At 43.7% G+C, this 23,031-nt stretch carries 28 protein-coding genes and 1 tRNA gene; 10 read left to right on the top strand and 19 right to left on the bottom strand.

From position 1 onward, the window contains the following. Positions 1-11: 11 nt before the first annotated feature. On the bottom strand, positions 12-3,245 hold the full coding sequence (locus ONT19_RS05200) for a S41 family peptidase (protein WP_264953003.1): 3,234 nt from the start codon (positions 3,243-3,245) through the stop codon (positions 12-14). 250 nt (positions 3,246-3,495) lie between these two features. Between ONT19_RS05200 and ONT19_RS05195 the strand changes: the two genes are divergently transcribed. Next, positions 3,496-3,570 (top strand) — tRNA-Arg (locus ONT19_RS05195). Positions 3,571-3,880: 310 nt separating this feature from the next. Here the strand turns inward: ONT19_RS05195 and ONT19_RS05190 are convergent. The 6 genes from ONT19_RS05190 to ONT19_RS05165 form a co-directional block, all read right to left on the bottom strand. Beyond that, entirely contained in the window at positions 3,881-4,321 is a 441-nt protein-coding gene (locus ONT19_RS05190; RefSeq protein ID WP_117693746.1) for a ribonuclease H, read from the bottom strand. 2 nt (positions 4,322-4,323) lie between these two features. After that, the gene (locus tag ONT19_RS05185) at positions 4,324-5,004 is read right to left on the bottom strand and encodes a DNA alkylation repair protein (protein ID WP_234564508.1); all 681 of its coding nucleotides are present in this window, start codon (positions 5,002-5,004) and stop codon (positions 4,324-4,326) included. Next, the gene (locus ONT19_RS05180; RefSeq protein ID WP_264953004.1) at positions 4,964-5,776 is read right to left on the bottom strand and encodes a carboxymuconolactone decarboxylase family protein; all 813 of its coding nucleotides are present in this window, start codon (positions 5,774-5,776) and stop codon (positions 4,964-4,966) included. The genes ONT19_RS05185 and ONT19_RS05180 overlap by 41 nt, the downstream gene beginning before the upstream one ends. Before the next feature lie 98 nt (positions 5,777-5,874). Then, positions 5,875-6,765 (bottom strand): helix-turn-helix domain-containing protein, encoded by an 891-nt coding sequence (locus ONT19_RS05175; RefSeq protein WP_418326966.1) that lies wholly within the window; start codon positions 6,763-6,765, stop codon positions 5,875-5,877. 52 nt (positions 6,766-6,817) lie between these two features. Continuing rightward, positions 6,818-7,378, bottom strand: a complete 561-nt coding sequence (locus tag ONT19_RS05170) for a GNAT family N-acetyltransferase (protein ID WP_117728334.1) — start codon at positions 7,376-7,378, stop codon at positions 6,818-6,820. 144 nt (positions 7,379-7,522) lie between these two features. Then, positions 7,523-7,621: a DUF1294 domain-containing protein gene (locus ONT19_RS05165; protein ID WP_228113679.1), complete on the bottom strand. Its 99-nt coding sequence runs from the start codon at positions 7,619-7,621 to the stop codon at positions 7,523-7,525. Positions 7,622-7,940: 319 nt separating this feature from the next. Here ONT19_RS05165 and ONT19_RS05160 point away from each other — a divergent pair, with 319 nt between their 5' ends. From ONT19_RS05160 to ONT19_RS05135, 6 genes are all read left to right on the top strand, one after another. Beyond that, complete coding sequence (locus ONT19_RS05160) at positions 7,941-8,441, top strand: hypothetical protein (protein ID WP_234564510.1); 501 nt, start codon at positions 7,941-7,943, stop codon at positions 8,439-8,441. Between the two features lie 5 nt (positions 8,442-8,446). Continuing rightward, a complete protein-coding gene (locus tag ONT19_RS05155; RefSeq protein WP_264953005.1) occupies positions 8,447-8,908 on the top strand; it encodes a hypothetical protein in 462 nt (153 codons plus the stop codon). A gap of 78 nt (positions 8,909-8,986) precedes the next feature. After that, positions 8,987-10,258, top strand: a complete 1,272-nt coding sequence (locus tag ONT19_RS05150) for an MBL fold metallo-hydrolase (protein ID WP_264953006.1) — start codon at positions 8,987-8,989, stop codon at positions 10,256-10,258. Positions 10,259-10,269: 11 nt separating this feature from the next. Next, entirely contained in the window at positions 10,270-10,923 is a 654-nt protein-coding gene (locus tag ONT19_RS05145) for a hypothetical protein (protein ID WP_234564512.1), read from the top strand. Next, on the top strand, positions 10,920-11,513 hold the full coding sequence (locus ONT19_RS05140) for a metallophosphatase domain-containing protein (RefSeq protein WP_234564513.1): 594 nt from the start codon (positions 10,920-10,922) through the stop codon (positions 11,511-11,513). Before ONT19_RS05145 ends, ONT19_RS05140 begins: the two co-directional genes overlap by 4 nt. Next, positions 11,510-11,854, top strand: a complete 345-nt coding sequence (locus tag ONT19_RS05135; protein WP_234564514.1) for a hypothetical protein — start codon at positions 11,510-11,512, stop codon at positions 11,852-11,854. Before ONT19_RS05140 ends, ONT19_RS05135 begins: the two co-directional genes overlap by 4 nt. 10 nt (positions 11,855-11,864) lie before the next feature. Here the strand turns inward: ONT19_RS05135 and ONT19_RS05130 are convergent, their stop codons facing one another. The 10 genes from ONT19_RS05130 to ONT19_RS05080 form a co-directional block, all read right to left on the bottom strand. Next, positions 11,865-12,062: a hypothetical protein gene (locus tag ONT19_RS05130; protein WP_118119579.1), complete on the bottom strand. Its 198-nt coding sequence runs from the start codon at positions 12,060-12,062 to the stop codon at positions 11,865-11,867. A gap of 267 nt (positions 12,063-12,329) precedes the next feature. Continuing rightward, on the bottom strand, positions 12,330-12,845 hold the full coding sequence (locus ONT19_RS05120) for a pyridoxamine 5'-phosphate oxidase family protein (protein ID WP_264953007.1): 516 nt from the start codon (positions 12,843-12,845) through the stop codon (positions 12,330-12,332). A 2-nt stretch (positions 12,846-12,847) separates the two neighbouring features. Continuing rightward, positions 12,848-13,516: an AlkZ-related protein gene (locus ONT19_RS05115; protein ID WP_264953008.1), complete on the bottom strand. Its 669-nt coding sequence runs from the start codon at positions 13,514-13,516 to the stop codon at positions 12,848-12,850. Between the two features lie 177 nt (positions 13,517-13,693). Next, positions 13,694-14,524, bottom strand: a complete 831-nt coding sequence (locus ONT19_RS05110) for a nucleotidyl transferase AbiEii/AbiGii toxin family protein (RefSeq protein WP_117728317.1) — start codon at positions 14,522-14,524, stop codon at positions 13,694-13,696. Then, entirely contained in the window at positions 14,521-15,147 is a 627-nt protein-coding gene (locus ONT19_RS05105) for a type IV toxin-antitoxin system AbiEi family antitoxin domain-containing protein (protein ID WP_264953009.1), read from the bottom strand. Before ONT19_RS05105 ends, ONT19_RS05110 begins: the two co-directional genes overlap by 4 nt. 366 nt (positions 15,148-15,513) lie before the next feature. Then, positions 15,514-16,254: a YczE/YyaS/YitT family protein gene (locus ONT19_RS05100; protein ID WP_264953010.1), complete on the bottom strand. Its 741-nt coding sequence runs from the start codon at positions 16,252-16,254 to the stop codon at positions 15,514-15,516. Continuing rightward, complete coding sequence (locus ONT19_RS05095; protein ID WP_134843386.1) at positions 16,255-16,494, bottom strand: hypothetical protein; 240 nt, start codon at positions 16,492-16,494, stop codon at positions 16,255-16,257. It lies immediately after the preceding gene. Positions 16,495-16,508: 14 nt separating this feature from the next. Continuing rightward, entirely contained in the window at positions 16,509-16,802 is a 294-nt protein-coding gene (locus ONT19_RS05090; protein ID WP_264953011.1) for a DUF1294 domain-containing protein, read from the bottom strand. A 40-nt stretch (positions 16,803-16,842) separates the two neighbouring features. Continuing rightward, entirely contained in the window at positions 16,843-17,142 is a 300-nt protein-coding gene (gene trxA, locus ONT19_RS05085; RefSeq protein ID WP_264953012.1) for a thioredoxin, read from the bottom strand. 2 nt (positions 17,143-17,144) lie between these two features. Further along, complete coding sequence (locus ONT19_RS05080) at positions 17,145-17,945, bottom strand: YqiA/YcfP family alpha/beta fold hydrolase (protein WP_264953013.1); 801 nt, start codon at positions 17,943-17,945, stop codon at positions 17,145-17,147. A gap of 365 nt (positions 17,946-18,310) precedes the next feature. Between ONT19_RS05080 and ONT19_RS05075 the strand changes: the two genes are divergently transcribed. Genes ONT19_RS05075 through ONT19_RS05065 form a run of 3 tightly spaced genes read left to right on the top strand, consistent with a single transcriptional unit; the run spans position 18,311 to position 20,828 of the window. Next, the gene (locus ONT19_RS05075) at positions 18,311-19,282 is read left to right on the top strand and encodes a hypothetical protein (protein ID WP_153138692.1); all 972 of its coding nucleotides are present in this window, start codon (positions 18,311-18,313) and stop codon (positions 19,280-19,282) included. Next, positions 19,276-20,052 (top strand): hypothetical protein, encoded by a 777-nt coding sequence (locus ONT19_RS05070; RefSeq protein ID WP_153081696.1) that lies wholly within the window; start codon positions 19,276-19,278, stop codon positions 20,050-20,052. Before ONT19_RS05075 ends, ONT19_RS05070 begins: the two co-directional genes overlap by 7 nt. Positions 20,053-20,054: 2 nt before the next feature. Next, the gene (locus tag ONT19_RS05065; protein ID WP_153138688.1) at positions 20,055-20,828 is read left to right on the top strand and encodes a metallophosphoesterase; all 774 of its coding nucleotides are present in this window, start codon (positions 20,055-20,057) and stop codon (positions 20,826-20,828) included. A 394-nt stretch (positions 20,829-21,222) separates the two neighbouring features. On the opposite strand, the gene ONT19_RS05060 is transcribed toward ONT19_RS05065, so the two are convergent. Both ONT19_RS05060 and ONT19_RS05055 read right to left on the bottom strand, forming a co-directional pair. After that, positions 21,223-21,312: a smalltalk protein gene (locus ONT19_RS05060; protein ID WP_153082247.1), complete on the bottom strand. Its 90-nt coding sequence runs from the start codon at positions 21,310-21,312 to the stop codon at positions 21,223-21,225. A 91-nt stretch (positions 21,313-21,403) separates the two neighbouring features. Continuing rightward, positions 21,404-22,078 carry an HU family DNA-binding protein gene (locus ONT19_RS05055; protein ID WP_264953014.1) on the bottom strand — a complete coding sequence of 225 codons (675 nt, stop codon included), beginning with the start codon at positions 22,076-22,078 and terminating at the stop codon, positions 21,404-21,406. Positions 22,079-23,031 lie beyond the last annotated feature (953 nt).

Below are 23,031 nucleotides of genomic sequence, written 5' to 3'. Positions count from 1 at the left end.
GGGCGTTCTGTTTATTTCTTCATCATTTCCTTTACGGCTCTTTCGAGCTGGGTATCATGGCCATTGATGAAATCTTCTGGACTGTTGTAAACCTCGATGTCTGGGTTCAGCTGGGTATTCTCACCGAACACGCCACGCATGTCGCGGCAGCCTACCTGAGGAATACCGAATACCAGCGTGTTGTCCATCAGCGTTTCCCACCATACAGCTGTCATGGTTCCTGCTACTGGAGCACCGATCAGCTTGCCGATTCCGAGTTCCTTGTAAACCCATGGGAAACCATGACCGTTGCTGTAATCGTTCTCGCAGATCATGACGCAAGATGGCTTCACCCATTTGTTGAACGGATCGCGGCCAACTACCTTGCCGTGAGGCACAAACTCCTGATACTGCTTGCCGTTGAGTAGGGTGCAGAGATCATCGTGCAACCAGCCGCCACCATTATGGCGCTCGTCTACGATTACAGCGTCTCTGTTTCGGTTCTTGTCGCTCAGCAGTTCGCTGTAAACGGTGCGGAAACTCTCCGAATTCATCGCCTTAACGTGAACATAAGCGATGCGTCCGCCTGAAATGCTGTCAACGAAAGCGCGGTTGCGGTCTACCCATCGCTTGTAGAGCAGATTGTTGAGGTTGCCCTGAGAGATAGCCTTCACCGTAACCTCCAGCTTCTTGCCCTTGGCGTTTCTGATGCCGAGTCGTACATTCTTGCCAACCTTTCCGTCGAGCAATGGGAAGTAGTCCATTCCGGCTTTAATCTCCTCTCCGTCGATGCTCTCGATGATGCAGCCGGCTGTTACGCCCGTATTCTTCACATCGAAAGGACCACGCTTGATAATCTCCTGAATCTTCAGGCCGTCGCCCTGGTACTGAGGGTCGAAGAATACTCCCAGATTGGCGGTGGTAAGCGCGCTGTTCGAAGCGTAGTAGCGGGCTCCTGTATGCGAAGCGTTCAGCTCGCCAAGCATTTCGCTCAACATCTCCTGGAAGTCGAAATTGTTGTTGATGTAAGGCAGGAACTTCTCATAGGTCTTGCGGTAACCTTCCCAGTCAACACCATGAATCTTAGGGTCGTAGAACTTGTCTTTCACCTGTCGCCATACGTGGTCGAAGAGATACTGGCGCTCCTCGGCTGGCTTATAGTTGAAGTTAGCCTCAAAGCTGATGTTCTTGGTGCTGAATCCGCTCAGATCCACCTTCTTGATGCTGCTTCCGTTGCAGATGAAGAGGTTCTTCACATCCTTGTCAGTCTGCAAGTTGCCCTGGCCTACGCCCTTCATCACGAGCTTGGTAGAGCCGTCCTTCAGGTCGTGCTGCCAGAGGTCGTAATCATCCTCGAAGGCTGCCTGGTAGTAGAGCTTGTCGCCGTCTTTAGAGAGCACAGCATCGCCCATGTGCGAAGAGTTTGCGGTGAGGCGTACGATTCTGTCGCGGCAGTTTTCGATGTCCAGCTCCAGTGGCTTCACTTTTTCCACCTCTATCTTTCCGGTCTTCTTCTGCTTTTCGTCAGCCTTCTTTTTAGCCTCTTCCTTCTTCTCGTCTTCCTTCTTTTCCTTTTCGTCCTTGTTGGCGTCAGCCAGTTCTATTTCTTCCTTGCTCATGTTGAAGCGGTTGTAGGCGTCCAGGTCGAAGAACATGATGTAGGCGTCGTCTTCAGCTCCCCAGCTTCCATGACTGCGGTAGCCGGCTCTGTCGCTCTGGAAGAGCATTGCCTTGCCGTCGAGCACCCATTTGCCGTTGCTGTCGCTGTAGCCGGAATTGGTCAGGTTGTGAACCTCCTTGCCGTCAGCCTTTACCAGCGCAATATCCTGGTTGTTCCAGCCGCCGTTGCCGATATAGGTTGAAAGGAGCCATTTGCTGTCTGGTGACCATTCGAAAGCGATGTCTCCATCGCTGTAAGAGTAGACGTATTTCCCGTCGAGCACAGTGCGGATTTTCTTTGATTTCAGATTGACGATGCGAAGTGCAGCGCGGTCTTCGAAGAAAGCCACTTCCTTGCCGTCAGGAGAGTATTGCGGATACTGCGATGTAATGCCTGTTTTCACCAGCTGCTCTTCCTCGATATCGGTAGCGTAGGTGAAGTTCTTCTCTTTCTCGTTCTTGATCTTAGACTGGTAAATCTGCCATACGCCGTTGCGCTCGGCTGCATAGACCAGGGCTCTGCCGTCTGGCGAGAAACTCAGGTCGCGCTCCTGCTGCGGTGTGTCGGTAATGCGCTTGGTAGTGGTGTATTCTACAGAAGTTACGTATACGTCGCCATGCATCACGAAAGCCACTTCCTTGGCGTCTGGCGAAACGGAAATCTCTGTAGCTCCCCAGCTTTTAATCTGACGTACGAGGCTTGGAGCGTCATTATCTGTTGTAATGGAGATGTTCACCTTCTGAGGCTCTCCACCTTCTTTCACGGTGTAGATTTCGCCATCATATCCGTAGCAGAGCAGGTCGGTGCTGGATGCAGTGAGGAATCTTACCGGATTGCCTTTGTGGTGGGTAATCTGCTTGTCGCTTGAACTGTTGAGGCTGCGGCGGTAGATATTGAATGTGCCGTCCTGCTCGCTCAGATAGAAGAATGATTTCTCGTCTGATGTCCATACTGGCGTGCGGTCTTCGCCGGCAAAGGTAGTCTGCTTGGCAAACTTTCCGTTGCTCTTCAGCCAGATGTCGCGAGCGATAGGTGATTTCTGGTGTTTGCGCCAAGGGTCTTCGTATCCCTTTTTGTCGTGGTAGAGAATGTCGCCGTTCTTGGCGATGCTGATATCCTCCATGGTGAGGGTAGAGAAGAGTTCCGGTCTTCCGCCCTTGGTGCTTACCTTATATACTTGTGGGAATGTGTTGTCGCCGAAGATGATGCTCTGGGCTGTAGGCTGCAGACTGGCTGAGTAGAGCACATGGTCGTTGTCTGCAAAGGCGATAGGTGTTTCGCTGCCGCTGTTGGTAGTGAGTCGGGTAGGAGCACCGCCTTTTGCATCGATTACGAAGATGTCGAGACTTCCTTCGCGGTTAGACTGGAAGGCAATTTTTTTGCTGTCAGGGCTCCATACAGGGTGCGAATCGAAGGCTGCATGGGTTGTGAGCTGTCGTGCTTCACCGCCGTTGACAGAAACACTGTAGAGATCGCCTTTATAAGCGAAGGCGATGGTTGTGCCATCGGGTGAGATGGCTGGGTAGCGCATCCAGAGCGGATGATCTTCTGCGCTGGCAGAGAGTGCTGCCGAGAGCAGGGCTACTGAAAAGATTAACTTTTTCATTTGCGTATGTTTTATGTTTCAATATGCGTTATAAAAATCTCTTCTCTTTCGGGGTCAGAATGCTGTTTCTTGCTCCTAACGGATGCAAAGGTAGTGATTTTTTGCGATATTTAAGCATAAAAAAAGAAAAAAGTGAGAAAAAGTTTGGCGTATTCAAAAAATATATGTACCTTTGCAGCCGCAAATAAGAAAATGGCTAATAGATTGCCCAATGGCGCTGGTTAGACAATTTTGCGATTTGAAAAGTGTTGGTTCCGTAGCTCAGTTGGATTAGAGCAACAGCCTTCTAAGCTGTGGGTCTTGGGTTCGAACCCCAACGGAATCACTATAATAAGCAAAATGAAACTTATTTGTACAAAATTAGCATGGGAGAACAATGGTAGTAAGTTGCTTATTTATAGGCACTTACCTCTGTTGTTCTATTTTGTTTTTAAATATATTTTATCGTTTATTCCTCTTTTATGTACTCTTTTCGTAAATAGCTGTTAATCAATATGTTATGAATTTGGCGTATTGGAAAATCATCCATGTGTGTTACAAATGTGTTATCAAAAAGCGCTAATGTGTTACCAGAATAGAGAAGTTGAAATCCTTAATGACCGTGACCTTAATGACCGGAAAACGCCCCTAAACATTTATTTGTTTTTCTGATGAAACTCCTTCCTTGTCTTAGCCATTGCTTCCGTAGCCCTATCGTGGGTCTCTATCAGCAATGGACTCTTGTGATATTGCACAATCTTGACTCCGACAAAGTTGTGCCTTTTCTTTTCCTCGATGCATTGAACAATCAAGTCTGGATTGGCAGACTTTGAGGTTGGAGTCTTGTCAAAGTTCTGAATATAGGCGGCATTGGTCAGGAAGAGAATGTCGGAACCTTCCGGTATTTCCTGCATTACCTTCACCATGAGGGTTAGCATCATGCGGAACTCCGTGGTGTGCAAGTCGCTGATTACATCACGGCTGATGATGTTGCCGTTATGCTCAATCACAACGGCAGCACCACCAGCTCGCTCTTTATGACCATAATCACATGAGCCACCTATCCAAACGTAATATGTAGATGTATCTTGTGTCATAATTATTTTATCTTCAATGTCCGCAGATATTCCTTCTGCTCGGGCGTGATTCTGTAGCTCTCGATGGCCTTCTGGATGGTCTTGTTGTGCGTCCATGGAGCAAGGCGGCGTTGCTCGATGTAGGGAATCGTTGCGTCCCATTGCTTGGCAAGAGCCGTGGCGAAGAACCAGGCTATCATCATTTTTACGTAATACTCTTCGCTCCTTACTGATGCAGGAATTTCAAGATATTCTGCCTTGAAGTCTTTATCCAGGTAATAAGACATAAGTGTCTCTATTCCAAAGCGACAAGTATAAACGTGCGATGATTTACTCCAAGTCTTGATCTTTGCCAATAGTTCCTTCTTGTGTTTGGCAAACACCTTCGGAGACATGATGTCGCACACTGCCCAGTTGTCCACGAAAGGCAGGAAACTGTCTGTAAGACGAATGCATTCTTCGTAGTCCTTCACCTCGGAAATGAGGAGACCGTGAAGCATGTTCTCATCGTAGTATTCGTGAGGAAGCTGATGAAGGAAATCCTCGCAATCTGCTTCCTTTGTAAATTCTTTTGTGAACTTGCGAAGCACGGGCACACGAATGCCTATGAAACTTTCCATAGGCACTCCCGGTGTCAGTTTGGCCTGGAAAGCAGCATACTGCTTATCCTGCATGGCGAACAGTCTTTCTTGAAGTGAAGTCATAAATCTTATTGATATTTTTTATCTTGTTATATTCCTCATCGCTCACAGCCTCCTGCCACTCGTTGGAGCTGTTCTCGCCAGGTATTTCAAAGGCGAGGTGGGCAAACCAGCTGTCTTTTGCAGCACCATGCCAATGCTTCACGTTGGCAGGAATATGGATGACTGTGCCGGGGAGGATTTCCTGCGCAGGCTTTCCTTCTTCCTGATACCAGCCACGTCCGGCTACACCTACCAGCATTTGTCCGCCGCCCTTTGTGGCGTAGTGCGTATGCCAGTTGTTACGGCAACCAGGCTCAAAGGTTACGTTGAAGAAAGGTATCTGACTATCGGATATTTGTGCCAGATAACTGTTGCCCTTGAAGTACTTGGCATAAGCGGTGTTAGGCTCACCGATAGGGAAGATCATCTCGCGCTGGAATGCAGCCTTCGCATCGTCGCCTTTTACATCTTCGTTCCATACCTCCTTTGCCAGATTGAAGGCAGCCCAGGCCTTTGGCCAACCTGCGTAGAAGGCGATGTGGGTGATGATCTCTGCCGCTTCCGTGCGAGTAATTCCATTGTTCTTTGCTGACTGCAGGTGATATTTCAGCGAGCTGTCGGTGATTCCTTGACTGATGAGCGAAGTGATGGTTACCAAACTGCGGTCACGCAATGAAAGCAGGTCATTGCGGCTCCATACTTCTCCGAAGAGGATGTCGTCGTTGAGGTGAGCGAACTCTGGGGCAAACTCACCCAGTTGGGTGCGCCCTGCTGTCTGTACTATTTTCTTCATTGTATCATTTTTTTAATTCTTCTCCATATTTTCAAATTCTTCTCCAGGAAACATCTTCGATGTAAAAAAACAGTTATTCTATATATGCTTCATTATATTTAAGCAGTCTTGCGGTACTCGCTTGGAGTCTTTCCCGTCTGTGCCTTGAAAAAGCGGACGAAGTGCTGAGAATATTCAAAGCCGAGGCGCTGGCTGACTTGCGTAATGGTTAAGGTTTCATCTACAAGTAGTTGGCGGGCTGCAGAAAGCAGTCGGTCGTTGATCAGACTCTTTGCGGTTCTGCCAGTCTCTGTCTTGACTAATTCACCGAAATATTTAGGCGAATAGCAGCATTTGTCGGCAAAGTAGGCTACGGTAGGCAGCCCTTCATGCTCCGCTTTCCGGGCAATGTATTCATCGAGCAGAGAAATGAATTTCCTAACCACCGAATGGTTTATTTCCTCGCGTGTGATAAACTGGCGATCATAGAAGCGCAGACAATAGTTCAGCAGCAACTCGATGTTAGAAACGATGAGTTCACGCGAATGCCTATCTATAGGATGCTCGAGTTCCTGGCCAATCATTGAAAGCACGTCACGGAAGATATTAACCTCGGCAGCGGATAGATGTAGTGCTTCGTTGCTTGTATAGTCGAAGAACTCATAGCGGGAGATGTTCTTGCCAAGCTGGGTGCGGTTGAGCAACTCGGGATGGAAAGCCAATACCGTATATTTGGCAAACGGTACTCCTGGAATGGGTTCAACCTTAATCGACTGACCTGGAGCAAACGAGGTTACAGTCATTTCGTCAAAGTCATATTCTGTTCTGCCGTATGACAATTTGCAGCCCTTGTTTTCCTTCAGGAAGAGGGCGTAAAGTCCGTAGTGATGCACAGCCTCCTGAATAGGAGAGGTGTTCTCTACACGTGCAATGCTTACCAGAGGATGAAGTGTTTTCACCCCTATGAAGTCATTGAACTCCTGTATTGTATTAAAGAATAATTCCTTCATAATCCTATTCATTTTAAATTTTTGCAAAGATACGCACATTCTCCAAAAGAGCTTATACCTGGTTTTCGGAAGATTTTACCATTATCGGAGATTTATTCCATTCTTTGTACTTAAACACTTTAACCATATCCCTGTCGCCACCCACAAGCTGGCTACATTTATTCAACATACCAGTATCGACGAAACCGCATTTCTCCATGACTCTTCCTGATGCAGGATTTCCGGTGAAGTGGTCTGCCCAGATGTTTTTGAACTGCTTCTCGTGGATGCAGTAGTCGAGCATCAGCTTCAAGGCTTCGGTGCAGATTCCCTTGTTCCAATAAGGCTTTCCTACCCAGTAGCCCACCTCGCAGTCGTTTTCTCCGATAGGGATGTTGCTGTTTTCATGGGTGTAGTAGCCGATGCAGCCGATTGCCTCGCCAGTTTCTTTCAACACAATCGCCCAAGTCGTTTCATTATGGAAGAAAGTCCGGATTATCTCCCGACTTTCTTCTACAGACTTATGCGCCGGCCATCCAGCACGTGGTCCTACGTCAGGGTCGGAGGCGTACTTGAAGAGTGCCTCTGCATCTGATTCCTGCCAATAGCGAAGTAAAATTCTTTCTGTTTCCATCAGTTTATATCAATGTTTTGCTGTCTATTTATTATGTGTGCTTACCCCAGCCAGTCGGTAAAGATAAGTATACATTCGTGCACCTTCTCAAAGAATCTCCCTATCCGTTGCTTAATGCCCTTCCAATAAATCCCATTCATTGTATTACTCATATGCTTCGTTCTTTAATTTGAATTTCTTGTGCATTGTCTTATGGTGCCAGACTTTCATTCCCATCCATGCCCCGATGCTGCAAAAATACAAAAAATATTCAGAAAAGTGATTATATGGATGGATTTTGTTTGCAGGGCGAACTTGATTTAACCTTATTTATAAGCTAGAGAGGCATTGAGGGACAACTTGGGGACATCTTGAATAACCGGAAATCCTTAATGACCGGAAAAAAGCCCCTAATCATTATAGTTAAACTTTGTGAAATCCTTGCTCATTTCTTGTAAAAGTGTGCAGAAATAGAGACTTTTCGAAAATTATTACATTGGGATTATCGTATTATAGAAATATAAGGAGCACATGAAAAAGATGCTTCTTATGATATTGTAGAACTTAAAATACATAATGAACAATGAACAAAAAACAGAAACGCAAGGTGCAACTGCAACAGAGAACACTCAACGAGTCGTTGACATTCCAAACTATGTTTGGTGCAAAGCAGAAATTCGATTCCCTGACACCTGAAATCGAAACCCGAATAAAAGAGGAGTTGCTAGTATTTGCAAACTTGGGTATTGCTAAGGACCTAATGACATTGAGAGATGTAATGGATAAAGTAAAAGAACAATTAGGATACAGTGCTGAGCCTTCCAAGGGAATATTGGCTGGCAGCTATGTGGCATACTGCCTTGGGCTTGAACCTAGCAACCCAATGGTGACAGGCAAGGAAATCGAACCAAAAGATTTTCAAGTAACTCTTCCTTTAGGTCTCACCATCTGCTATGACAACGAGGTTAGAAATGAGGTGGTGAATTGGATGAAGGAGCACGGCTGTGAGTTTACCACCTATATGTCTCAGCCGATGCTGAAATTGGAGAATACGAGAGTCATTATACGAAGAGTATTGAAGTGAAATCAATGATAAGCAATATTGAAATAATAAAGGGTCTGATGAGGGAGTTTTATCAGACCCGTATGGTGGTAAGCATTGATAATGATGACTTTGAGTCCTTCTTTCTTACAAAAGGCAAACTTGTAGCCTTTGATTGTGAGGAGTTTGATTTATGGAATAAGCCATATAAATTGGTTTGCAAAATGACGCAAGATAAGCTTGAATCCTTGTGTGGGGGGCGTAAGATAGCTCGTGTACTCTTTCTTGTCTTCCAGCCAACTGGCCATGAATTGCAAATGACAGATATGGAAAGTTTGCATCTGGTAAGTAAGTCCTTTGAAACTGTAACGTGGGGAATAGGCTCTTGGCATGAGGATTCTGTGAGATTAGTAACCTTAGTTGAAGTTGTATCAGATGACCATTTGATGAATGAACAACAACTAAAGGAATTGTTGGGGGATAAGTTCTCCGAATTGTCTTTAATATGAAGGGGAAAAAAGATGGATTTAAGACAATATTTCTAATAAGTATACGTTTTTCTAATAACACAATGAAATTGAATGACGATGGCAAGATTTCAAACATATCTAAAAGATAGCGATGTTGTAGTTACGATTCATCGTGGAATAGACCAAATAGGTGGATGTATTACTGAAATATCAACGAAGACTTCTCGTGTCTTTGTGGATTTCGGTCAGAACTTGCCTGGTTGTACTGTTCCTACTACACCTGAGCAAGATGAAGCTCAGGTGCGTGACATCTTTGCGCAAAATGTTAAGCAGCACCAAGCGGTGTTATATACTCATGCACATGAAGATCATGTCGGCTTGTTTGACCTAATTCCTTGCGATGTGCCTCAATATATAGGAGTGGGAGGTCAAGAACTAATGCTTGCGAAGTATGACCTGTTGAAAATAGCTCATGAGCAAGAATGGAAAGATTCGGAAGAAAAAAGTAAGATATTGATAGATGATGAGCAGAAAATAAGGAAGATAAAAGATTTTCATATATGGGAGCGTACAGCACCGCATACTCGGCCAAAATCTTTTATGATAGGGGATATCCGTATCACTCCTTTTTTTAATAGCCATAGCATCTATGACTCCTATATGTTTCTTATCGAAGCTGACGGAAAACGCATATGGCATACTGGTGATTATCGTGACCATGGCTATCTTGGCAAAGGATTATATCCTACGCTTCATAGATATGCTTCTAATATAGACTTGCTTATCACAGAAGGAACTACACTGAAGCGTGGAGACCTTTGTATTCAAGAAAGTGAGGTGTCTAGACGTATGGCTTGTGTGATGAGTGCTTTCAAGTATGTGATAGTCTTGACTTCTGCCACGGATATTGAGAGATTGGCTAGTGTGAAAACGGCAGCTCTCAAAGCTCGTAAGGGACTATACTACACTGGTGGAATGATGGGCAGGGCGATGAGAATCTTTACACATCGAGAAGCAAAATCTTCAAAGGGCTTGTTTGCTTTTCACTTTAAGTATGTGGGGGAGGATGATCCTAAACTCGGTGAGATGCAAAAGAAAGGCTTTGTCTTGGTAACAGGGGCTAGCCATTTGGATTTTGTGAAGAAAATGTGTCAAGGATTATCTTCGTCAGAGGTTCTTCTCATCTATTCTGCTTGGGATGGTTATTACAAAGACCCATTGCAAGTAAAGCAAAATCCTGCTTACAGAGACTTTCGAGAGGCATTTCCCAATGTGGTGGATATTCATACCTCAGGACATGCTTCGAGAGAGTGCATCAAGAAAGTTATAGATATTGTTAAACCCAAGGAGGTCATCTGCATCCATAAGGAGGCTGGGGCTGAATTATAAACTTCATAATTGTGACAGACAGAGAACGTATAGAAAAAATTATTAAAGACACTTTTGATGTTATCCAAAAAGTGTATCATACGCAAAGAGAAGGGGATGGAAATCATAAAGATTTTTGTGAATCACAATCAAGAATTATCTTCCCCAAATACAGTGAGCAATATCGTGATAGTGAAACTCGCATCAGCGAGCAAGAGTTGAGATTTATATTTGTTGAGCAATTCAACAAGTATTGTGAAGCTAATCAGTGGAATGCATATTATTCTGTGGAAACCCCAACTGAAGAAAAATATGTTTTTAGTAAAGAGCATATAAAAGTTGTCCCATACAAAGCTGATGGAAAAGAAAAAACGGGACAGTCAGCCATGATAGACCTCAGTATCCACAATGATAAATTCGACAGAATTGCTCTTATCGAGTTCAAGGCTCTAAACCCAGAAGAGTCTGCCTTCGCCAAAGACTTCTGCAAGTTGAGTAATGAGCCTACTTGCCTAACCTTTTTTATCATGATAGTAAAAAGCCATGACAATGGAACTATCACAAATATCCATAAAAAAATTGAGTCAAAAGGCGCTGAAACAGAGTTTTATTGTTTTGACTTAGAAAAAGGAGAAGACATCTCTAAGAAAATAATAGATGGAATTTCCTCTTCCGAAAATAAATGAAGATACTTCACATTTCCGACACTCACAGCCAGCATCGTCAGCTGCAGGATCTTCCTGCAGCTGACGTGATAGTTCATTCCGGTGACTTCACGATGGTAGGAACTGAAGCCGAAGTTATCGACTTTATGGAATGGTTCTGTGCCTTGCCATACAAACACAAAGTTTTCATAGCAGGAAACCATGACGACTGTCTTTTCGGAGCCGATATCAATGGTCTGCCCGAAAACTGCCATTATCTTTATGGTAACGGTGTAACGATAGAAGGCATAAAGTTCTTCGGCATCCCGATGTTCGTGGAAGATGATATAAGTGGTAACTATACTAAAATGTTGGAGAACATTCCTTCCAATACCGACGTGCTTATCACTCATCAGCCACCCTATCTCATTATGGATGAAAGTGCAGGTTTACATTATGGCAGCAGAACATTGCTAGATGCAGTTAAACGCATCAAGCCGGAGGCTCATCTCTTCGGGCACATTCATAATGCCTATGGGATGAGCGAATGCAGCACTGTGTTGTTTTCCAATGCCTCGATTGTTACTGAGAATTATGAGTTTTGTAATCAACCAAATATGATCAATTTATGATTATTCCAAGAAAAGACAAGCCTTACTTTTACCCTCCCTTTTTTGACATTTCATGTTTCTGGCAAGAAAGCATAGGGCTTAGTCATAAGATCAGAGTTTATATTCCTTTTGAAACGACTATGACTTTCACGCCCTTTCTAGGTGTAATGGTTAACCGAAAGCAATTTGAATATTTTACGATAGAGGATAATCCGATGAGAAAACCTAATGCAAAGTTGCTTTCTGATGAAGATGCAGAGAGTGTGATTGCTTGGATAAAATTAAATCGTGTAGCTTTGCTCCAGCATTGGTACCAAGAGATTGGTACGGACACCCTTTGCTTCAGTTTGAAGAAAATTTGAAAAAATCATTTTAACCAATTACATTCCTCTTCCTCAGCAGCTCGCGAGCTTTGCCTGATATTTCCATGTCGTTGAGGGGATATCCCAGTCTCAAACACTCGAATATCGCTTCGGTCGCTATTTGCCTGTATTTTTTGCTCACGTTCATAAGATACTGCAGAGCTGTTTGACCGTTTACCAAATATATAGTCGATAATTTTTCTTCCATAATTCTCCATCCTAATGATTTTTATGCAAATGTTCAGATTCTCTTGCATTCGTTCCTTATGAACAGTCTTCGGGATGATGATTACATCGCTCTGCAACAGCCAGTGCAAGGCTACCTGTGCAGCAGTCTTGCCGTATTTCTCGCCTATCTGGGTGAGGGTAGGGTTGGATCAGGTTCCACCTGATAAACACCATAACCCAGTTGCGGCATTTCCACGCCATTGCTTAACTTTATCTTTACCATAATCAAAATGTTTTAAAAGTTCGTTTATTCCATTCTTCCATATTTCATCTCCACGCCTTCCTTATCATACTGCTTGCGCTTGCCGGTTGGTGGCTCAGTAAGTGTGATGCGAACTACAGCCGTGCGTGAAAGGGAACGGGCGATGCTCTCGTCGAAAGCATCCATGTGTTGAGGAAGGAAACGTTCACTGATTAGTCGGAGACCATGAATCTTCTCAGCATCCTCGGTCACGATTTCTGCCTTGCCGAATGCAATGGCTGATTTGAATTGCAGGGTGAAACTGCCGTCTTTCGGACCAACCGTAGGCGTACAACGGGTTACGGCTGAAAGGCAAACCTCAGGATGAGCCTTGATTGCCTCCAACTTCTTGCCTTCCAAGGCACCATGAAAATACCAGTTCACATCATCATCTGATGCGAGTGACAGGGGTAAACCATAAGGCTTGCCGTCTTCGTCAATGAAACTGACAGTTATATACGGAGCCTTGTGCATTACTTCCAATGCCCACCCACTATCCATTGCTCTTGATTCCTTTCTCATTTTTATCCTATTAATTTAATAATCTGTTTATCCGAAGCGTCAGGCAGGATTTCTTTCAGATGTTTGAAAATCTTCTGGTAAGATTCCTGGGGAGTACGGTTGCATTGGCAAGCCTCCCTGCCATAGAGATCTTCGGGAGTGTTGAGCAGCGACCATCCCCAGCCATATTCATGATTGTGCTTGTCACGAGGGTAGATGAAATCCTCGGTCACGATGTAAGTCGCCATTTCCAGTCGGGTGAGATAACCGTCAAACTTGCTTCTCATTCCCTTGCCGGTGAAACCGCAGGCTGCCCGAAGTTCTCTTGTGATGAGACTACCGGTAGATTGAAGCGTGCTGAGAATGGCTCCTTCTATCGATTCTTCATCTGGATGGGGGCATTTGCTTCTTCTGTAATTGCAGAAGTCCGGCCACCATTCCTGGCTGATGAATCCTGCTTTCTTGTTAAAGAACTTTCCGTACATACACGGCATTTCCTGCACAATCTCGCCCTTCCATTTCCATAGCGGCCAGTCCCAACCGCCTTCAGGAAGTCTTACGTAACCGCAGTCTTCCGCCACGATGTCTTCGGCAGAGAATCCTTCAATGCCACTATCAAGGAGAGGGAGGAAGCCGATCTGCTGAATCAGTTCCATCATGCCTGTTGCTGAATATATTTCTGGAAAATTCATGTTCATTTATTTTTATCCTTTGTACTTAAACACTTTAACCATATCCTTGTCACCACCCACAAGCTGGCTGCATCTGTTCAGCATTCCGGTGTCGGAGAAACCGCATTTCACCATGACCTTTCCTGATGTTGGGTTTCCGGTGAAATGATCTGCCCGGATGTTTTCTAAATGTTTCTTTCATTCAAATCTGATCATTTTTGCAAGTTCCATAAAATAGTCATTCGACCAAATATCTAACTCTTTGGGATTCCTGACAAAAGGCAACACATCTGCCTTTATTTGATTCATGTCTGCCATGGCAAGTCTTTCATTCAGTTTTTGAAGGAACGTCTCCTTGTCAAGCTCTTCGTGATTGAACTGCAAGGCTCTTTCGCACAAGTGAGTAAAGTCAAGAGGAACATTGTGGCGAACATACCATTCGAAGTCATACCAATCACGTCCCTTAACTCTGTTCTTCCAGGCACGATACACCAGTGCATGCATCTTTCCTGCAAAGAGGGCTGGCAAAGTGAAACATCGTGTCATGAAAGATTGGGGGAGCAGAAGCAACTTCTGTTCTGTTTGAAATTTCAAAGGAGGTTGAGTATCAACTTCAATCTTGATCTTGACAGATTTCTCAGTTTGGAATGTAATGTCATATACATCTGTGTTGTCTTTCAGAAAGGCAGACTCCACTTTTCCAAAGTTCTTTTTGTCCTTCTTTCTGATTTCAACCTCTCTACCCACCATAGCGAATTGGTCAATGATGGGCTGAAAATAATGTGTAAAATCAAAGTTTTCATTCGGAGCAAGCAGGGAAAAATCCATATCCTCAGAGAAACGATGCAATCCATGGAATATACGCAGACATGTTCCACCATAGAAAGCTGCCTCGTTGAAAAAGCCACCATTGTAAAGACCAGAAAGAATAATCTGCTGGTTGACCTCAAATATAGCATTGCGCTTTTGCAGCTCGGTCGTTATGTCATAGCTCGAAAGCATTTGATTGAATATCTCGTTTGTGTTCATTTCCTTAAATATTTAATTAGAGTTTCTATGGATTTAGACTTTTTTCCAACCTGAGCATATCGTTCAAATATACTTATGTCCATATTTCTGAAATCATCTATTTCCATTCGGATGTCCTCCTCCAGATAGTTCTCTACCTCCTTCTGGTAACGTAAATTAACCTTCGGAGAATTTGCGATTAAGTCACAGAGCGCTTTTTCTGGTGTTGCCATCAGAAAGGCGTAACTCTGCATGTTGATGCTTGTGATCCCTATAGAAAAGGCTTCTCTTGACATGTTCTTATACTCAAAACGCCCGACAGGAGTATCAAAACTACGGGAGTGCTTTAGTGTCATAGACTGAGTAGTGTAAACAGCTTCTGGTATTAATCCATAATAACGTAATGCTGTCTGCATTGACACATACGAAGGGGCATAAAGATGATTGGCTATCAGTTCTGTGGATAGAGCAACACGAGACACATTTGGGGCTACCACATAAAGCCCCTTCTTGAGTCGGATAATTTTATGAGCCGCCTCAAGACTGCGTACTTTCTGATTCCCTGCTTCAATATTTGTAAACAATGAAGCTATAGCTGAAGTACTGACGGGTATGTTACCTATATGTTCTAAATCCATTATCATGGTGCAAAAATAGTAAAAATTGGAATAGAAAACGAACTTTTATTTGTTTTTCTGTTCTATTTTTGACTATTTTAACAAGTCGCTTAGTCAGACCGTTAAACATTGATGCAGAAATCAGACTACATACTCCGAGTCTGAATAGTGCTCCTATTCCATAGCTTTCTCATTGCCCACATCAGAATTGCATCTTCGGCTGAGCCTTGCCAGATAGGATAATGTACTCCATCTGGTTCAAACAACTTCTTTTGAAGATGTGAACAGAGATTTATTTTTATCCTTTGTACTTAAACACTTTAACCATATCCTTGTCACCACCCACAAGCTAAAATTCTTTCTGTTTCCATTTTTATTCATATTTAGAAAAACTTACATCTGTTTTCTTATGTATCGGGCAAGACCGTAAACATATCTGCGGCAACCTGGACGATAGTGGAGCAGGCGGTCGAACCATGCAAGATGTTTGTTGAATAGGCGAACTGTAACACCTACATAGACCATGGCGAAGAGCGTTCCGATGCCCACGATCTCCCATTTCCATGTACCGAGAAGCAGGAAACAGAACAAGACGGCCAAGACCACGAGCGTGATGTCCACCCGAATCTTGGCGTTAGGGAAAGGCCAGCCGGTAACCTTGTGAATGGCGATGGAAATGCCCTCGCCAGGCATGGTTACTGAGCCGCACTTCACCTCCATGGCAATTCCGAAACCGAGAATGGTGCAACCGGCAATCTGCACAAGGGCATTGACCAGGATATTTCCTGAAACCATCCACTGTGTAAGCACCATATTGAGGTCTATGAACATTCCGAAGATAAAGCCGATAGCGAGCTGGAAGAGTTGTACCCACTCGAAGTTTCTTCTCAGAATCAGAATCTGCAGCACCACGAAGATCGCATTCATCATGATGGTGTAGCCGCCGATAGTCCATCCTGGGATGTAATCAAGCATCTTACCTGCCGAAGCCATCACGTAAGGGATGGTGGAAATAACGCTTGAACCTAACTGACTTCGCACACATGCTGCGACTCCGAAAGTCATTACATAGAGCGAAACGAGCAGCAGAATATGCTGCCATACAAAAGATATAACTTCTTCTTTCTTAATCATTTATATTATTTTCTTAATCAATTCGTTCAGTTTGTCCTCTCTGATAATCTTCGGCTGAGCCTTGCCAGCGAGAATGAGAATCTTTTTACCATTACGATAAATATGAAGCTGTCGTGAGCGAACCGCGGCAGTCAACTCCTCATCGTTCTGCATGGCTTGCCAGATAGGATAATATACTCCCTCAGGTTCAAACAACTTTTTTTGAAGATGCGAACAGAGGTTTGTTGTATCAATTGTCATTGCCATAATTTTCTTCAAACTATTTGTTTCCAAAGATTCATGTGCAAATACGCCATCAGCGCAATCTGTATCAGCAGAATGGCAGGAATGCCGTATTTGAATTTCTTGTGCATCGTCTTATGGTGCCAGACTTTCATTCCCATCCATGCCCCGATGCTTCCTCCAATGACAGCCAGCAATAAAAGCGTTACTTCCGGAATGCGCCATTTGGCTTTCTTTGCCTTGTACTTATCAATGCCGTACACGATGAATGCAACTGCATTGATAGCAAGGAGATAGTAGGCGAGGTAACTATGTAATGTATTCATGCTCATTTTCTTGTTGTTACTCCTTTATTCTTTTCATCTGTTATGTCAAGAATGGATCAAGCGTAGCCAGAAGTTCGGCTTTATCTACCACACCGCTTGTGCGCCACAATACTTCTCCGTTTCTGAAAAGCATCAGCGTAGGCACGGATTGGATGCGGTATTGGCTTGCTGTTACGCCGTACTTATCTACATCCACCTTGATGATTCGGATGCGGTCGTCCAATACACTCTTCACCTGCTGCAGAATGGGGTGCATCGCCTTGCAAGGTTGGCACCATGTAGCAAAGAAATCGACCAGAACAAGCTGGCCACTGTTTATTACATTATTAAATGTCTCCATAATTATCTGTCTATTTCCGTGAAACGATTAAAAGTTCTGCCGTCCCTCGTAACTTTCCCGAAGAACATATCTTCCGGTCTTACCCAATAGGCTTTGTCTCCATAGAGAGCCTGATAAACCACCATGCGCTCCTGAGTCTCGGAGTCGAAGGCAGAATGGATGAACTTGTATTTACCGCCCTTAAAGTGCTGGAAATATCTTTCTTCCTTTGCAGAAAACTCCATCAGCATTTTCTGGGCAAGGGGAGCGTACCAGGTCTTCACCTCCTGCTCTGTAGGCGTATGACCGCCTGGGAAATGGAAGGCTTGGTTGTAATGCTTCAGGAAGAGAGGGGAGAAGTGAGCCAGGGCGTCCTGCTCACCAAAAAGACCCCACACACGATCCTTATAATAGGGGTTGCAATGGTCAAACTGCACGGCTTCCAGCTCCGCAAACTCCTCTATCAGAGCCTCGTCAATCACAAGCCGCTGATTGCCGTCCCTTCTCGGAGCCTTGTATTCATGCTCGCCGATGCGCTCCTTCAGAAACTCCGTCATCATGAAATACGGATTGCCGAGCAAGGCAGGGATGCCCACCACAGGAGCCAGCATCTGGGCGAGGAAAGAGCCGCAGCTGTTGCCCAGAAGCAAGTCGGGCTGTTCCCGGTCGATGATGGAGCGAATCTCCTTCAGTGCCTCCTTGGGGTGCAAAGGGAGGTCGGGAGTCAGCACCACCGCCGTCCCTTCAAACGCCTCTTTCAAGGCTCTCGCCATCGGACAACTGCCCGTAGCGAAGAATCCGTGTAGGAATAATATCTTCTTCATGCTCTAATCATTTGATAATGATGCGCCTGTAATCTAGGAGGGTAAGCCATGCTCAAACCCCATGTTGGCGCATTTTATTTCTGCAAAAATACAAAAAATATTCAGAAAAGTGATTTTATGGATGGATTTTGTTGGCAGGGCGAACTTGATTTAACCTTATTTTATAAGATAGAGGGATATTTTGATAATCAGAAATCCTTAATGACCGGATTCATGAATATATGTACACATATACACCAAGGGGAGTTTGCTCGTGATGAGTAAACTCCCCTATAATTATCTTAAAAAATCTTATTTATTCTATAGAAAGTTTTGATATTCAGAATATAATCATTATATTTGCACGTAATATTAGTGGTGTTATTATGTGCAATATTAAATATTATATAGCTGAAACTGCTGCATATTTCGGCAACATGTTGGGCGAAAAAGTAGCTTTGGAACCAGCAGATAAAGATTTGCTGGAAGGAATCCCTATGAATGTTTCTTCCAGGTTCTCTTTTTATAAAGGATGTATTTGGGGGCAGCACATTTTGATGGCTTACCTAAAGGATGGTGACTCTGTGCCACCTGCCCAGTTGAAGAAACAATTGGATATTATAGGTCGACAGACACAGCTCGTCGTCGTATTAATCACTCCATCCATTTCATCTTATAATAAGGTAAGATTGGTGGCACAAAAAGTTAACTTTGTTATCCCCAACAGGCAAATGTTCCTGCCATCTCTTTTGCTTGACATCAAGCCAGACAGGAAGGTTGGCTTGGATTTGAAAGAAACCATTCCTCCCTTTGCCCAATGTTTGTTGCTTTATCATTTGCAGATTGAATCCATTGTTGGGACAACTGGTTATGGACTGAGCGATAAGTTTGGCGTTTCTTATGCGACCGCAAACAAATCATTGCGCTGGCTTGTCTCCAAAGATCTGATTAAGTTGGAAGGAACAAAGACCAAGACGGTGCAAATTGATATAAGCAATAGGGAACTTTGGAATAAAGCATTGCCAATGTTGGTTTCTCCGATTGAGCAGCTTTATTATACGGATGCAGTACTTGAAGGACAACAGATAAGTGGGGTGAATGCGCTGGCTTTCTACACGATGCTTAATGAAGAATCATGGCAGTGTTGGACTGTTACAAAGAAAGAGCTGAAAACTCTGGCCATCGTAACCGACAAGCAGTTCGGAGAAAATGAAATTCAAGTATGGAAGTATAACCCAAAAATGTTAAGTACTGAAGGAGTGGTTGATAAGCTTTCGCTTTATCTGTCATTGAAAGACAATGAAGATGAGCGAATACAAATAGAGTTAGAACGATTAATAAATGAAATGTCATGGTAAGAGGAATAGATACTTTCAAGGAGTTCTTCAAAGGTTTTGAGGACAATTATGTTATAATAGGTGGCACGGCATGCGAAATTCATGAGGATTTGTATGCTCAGGTACCTCGTGCTACTAAGGATATTGACATTATCTTAGTGGTTGAAGCTTTGTCGGCTGAGTTTGTTGCTAAATTCTGGGAGTTTGTAAAAAAAGGCAATTATGAGCAGCGAAACAAGGGTGTTAATGAGAATGTTGAGCCCAAACATGAATATTTCCGCTTCATGAAGCCTGCTAATTCTGCTTTCCCATATCAGGTTGAACTCTTCTCACGTAGTCTTGGCTTGATGAATTTCCCAGAGGAGGCTCGTATCACACCGATTCCAGTGGATGAAGACCTTTCAAGTTTATCGGCAATACTCATGGATGAAGACTATTATCGTTTCACGATAGAACATAGCTTGCAGGAAGATGGCGTGCATATCGCCAATATCGAGAGTCTTATCTGTTTGAAAAGCAAGGCTTTCTTGGATTTAAGTCAAAGAAAAGCTAAAGGTGAAAGTGTTGATAGCAAGCATATTGCAAAGCATAAGAAAGATGTCTTTCGTCTTGCAGCAATGCTTACTCCAGCAAGTAGATATGAACTGCCCGACATATTAAAAACAGATGTTAGTGACTTTTGTGATGCTATCATGCAGGATTTGCCAAATGCCGATTTCATCAAGTCTGCAGGTCTTGGCAATGTTACAAGCCTGCAGATTATAGAACAACTTAAGAAATCAATGTTGTAGTTATGGTTAAGATACAATATGCTTCAGATTTGCATCTGGAATTCATGGAGAATACCCTGTATTTGGAGACTCATCCTCTTCAGCCTGTTGCTGACATCCTGGTGTTGGCTGGAGATACTGGCTATTTAGGTGATGAAGGCTTTGTCAAGCATCCATTCTGGGATTGGGCTTCAGAGAATTTCAAGGAAGTAATAGTAATACCAGGTAATCATGAGTTTTATTTGGGTTATGACTTGGGGCAACTCTATGATGGATGGTGTATGCAAATTCGGCACAATATCAGATGCTATTATAATGCTGTAATACATCTTTCGGATGATACAGACCTCATCGTTTCTACACTATGGGGATATATAGAGCCGCAGGATGCTTTTTCAACCGAGCGCAGAGTAAATGATTTCTACCGTATTAAGGATTGTGGCGTTGTGATAAACAGTGAACGGTTTAATCAAGAGCATGCTAAGTGCCGCGCTTTCATAGAAAAGGCTGTTAGTGAAAGCCAGGCAGAGCATATTGTTGTGGCAACGCATCATGTTCCATCATTTCAACTGGTGTCTCCGGATTTTAAGGGAAGTCCGATAAACGGTGCTTTCACAGCAGAGCTGGGGAACTTCATTGCTTATAGCCGAATAGACTATTGGATTTATGGTCATTCTCATCGTAACATAGACAGGATAATAGGAAATACTCAATGTGTTTCGAATCAGCTTGGGTATGTGAATCATGGAGAATCTGAGTCTTTTGATTCAAAGAAATGTATTAATTTAATGCTTTAGTTGAGGCTCTACATTATATAGAGAAGCAATAGCGTCCGTACTGCGGACGCTATTGGCTTAAGCTCATAAAAAGACACTGCCCCTTCATGACACCCTTGGAAATTCGTAATTTGGCACTTAAGTTATACGTGTCGAATGGCATTCTGTTAGTTACCAGTGTATTCGCATTTTGCCCCCCAAAAAATCCTTAATGACCGAAAATGACCGTGACCTTAATGACCGGACCCTTTGGGGGGATTGAAAATGAAAATGACCCTTAATGACTTTGACCCTTCATGACCGGAATTCTCGGTAGAACGAAAACGGCCGCTCTCCTCATGATTTTTACTCAGAGGTGAGCGGTCTATTTTTATGGTTGAGTCTCCTTATTATAATAAGGTAGACTCCATGTTCTTTATCCCATGCAGCTCGTTACTCCGAGCGTAGTAGCGATAGCGGTCAGAATGCTGATGGCTATCTGCAGAATTGTTTTCCAAGTTTTCATTTTTTTTTGAATGTTGAATGTTGAATGTTGAATTTTTTGTGGGCGGACAGTCTGGGCTAGGGGCTAGCACCCTAGCCAGTCTATCCTTGGGCTATTCAAGGCCGTCGCCAGTATCGTCCTTGCCGGTAGTACCGCCGCCAGATTCAGAGCCTTGGCCGTCGCTGCCGGTCTGACCGGTGTTTGAACCACCTGGGGTAGAACCGCCTGGCGTATTATTCGGAGTGGTTGGGGCGTTGAGGTCAACGTTGGTCTTACCCTCCTTAATCGCCTTGATAACGGCTGCCTGAGCGCTGCGGCTGGCTACGAGGTTGAACTCGGCATCATCGCGAAGGTTCTTGAACTCCTGACCTGGCTCCCACTGAACCTTCACACCGGTGATGTTCTGTGCGGTGAACTTGTCAGCATCCTCAGCACCCTTCGAAGTGAGAAGGAGAGAGAAATCACCAAGATCGCCCAGACGAATCTTCTTGCCCTCAAGCAACATCTCACGCATGCAGTCTACGGCGATGTAGAGGATGGCGCTGATGTCAGCTCTCGAATAAACACTTCCATGAGAAGTGATGTGCTTGGCAAATTTCTCGATGGTCATGATGTCAGTGTACTGTGAGATGGCAAAAGCGTTCTGCTTCTCGGTCTTCACGAGTTCCAGGTCCTTTGGGTCAGGGGTCTTACCCTCCTTCTTTGCCTGGTTGATGCGTGACTTAGCCTGGTTGATTTCCAGAAGATTTGCGTTCACGCTACGCATTACGATGCTGTAATTAATCATAGTCGTTTGTAGTATGTTTAGAGTCCTTTGTTTTGCAACTCCCCAGAACGCCCCGTTTCTGCCGTTTTCGGGGTCTTCATTGATGACCGGCGTCTGCCATCATTTATAACCCGTGTTGGTCTTAATAGAAGACCCGAGCAAGGCACAAAAGGCTGTTCTTTCGATTGCCGGTGCAAAGATACAACATATTCGGACAGAATGCAAGCTTTCACCCTAACTTTCTATACTGAAAATGACGTAAGTGTCTGATAGATAATACTTTCTATCGTTTTTTGTCAGAACTTTATTGCAGAAACATAGCAAAACAGGAAAATACGCATTGAAGGTAGCTGAAGAAACGTGAAAAAGCGGTCATTAAGGTCAAGGTCATTAAGGTCATTAAGAAAATGGGAATCGGTCATTTTGAGCTATAGTATATATAAATATTATTTATATATACTATAGGAAAATGTTTTTCCCCCGAAACCTTAATGACCTTAATGACCTTGACCTTAATGACCGGATAGAATATTTCTGTTTTAAAGACTTGCAGTAAATAAGGTAACGTATCGTAATTAGTTGTTTATTACACATTTATACCAGTATATTAAAGTTGCTATTAATGTTTTTATGTATAAGTATAATCTACATTCTCTAGTGCCGGAAATGAGTTCTTGCATTGCTTTTTCTCCTCTCTTTACCTCATTCTACCCCTTATTTACCCCTCGAATTTGTCAAAAATACGTCAAGTCTGAGACAGATTTATGTCTGAGGAGGGGCATTTTTCATCCTTTGGAGAGGGGGTAAAACATCTTCCTAACCTCCATATTTTGCATTTTCCGTTAAATAACGTGATAAAATTCTTTGGTTTGCCTGCTTTTTATTATCTTTGCTAGTAATTAACAAATTATTGACGTATCAATAGTTCGGAAAGCTAGAAACTACATAACAACAATGCTGAGATGGAAATGGGT

Origin of the sequence: Segatella copri (assembly GCF_026015625.1) — a bacterium.
Lineage (GTDB): Bacteria > Bacteroidota > Bacteroidia > Bacteroidales > Bacteroidaceae > Prevotella > Prevotella copri_H.
The sequence above is the reverse complement of the archived record's forward strand: the minus strand, read 5'-3'. Positions and strand labels throughout refer to the sequence as shown.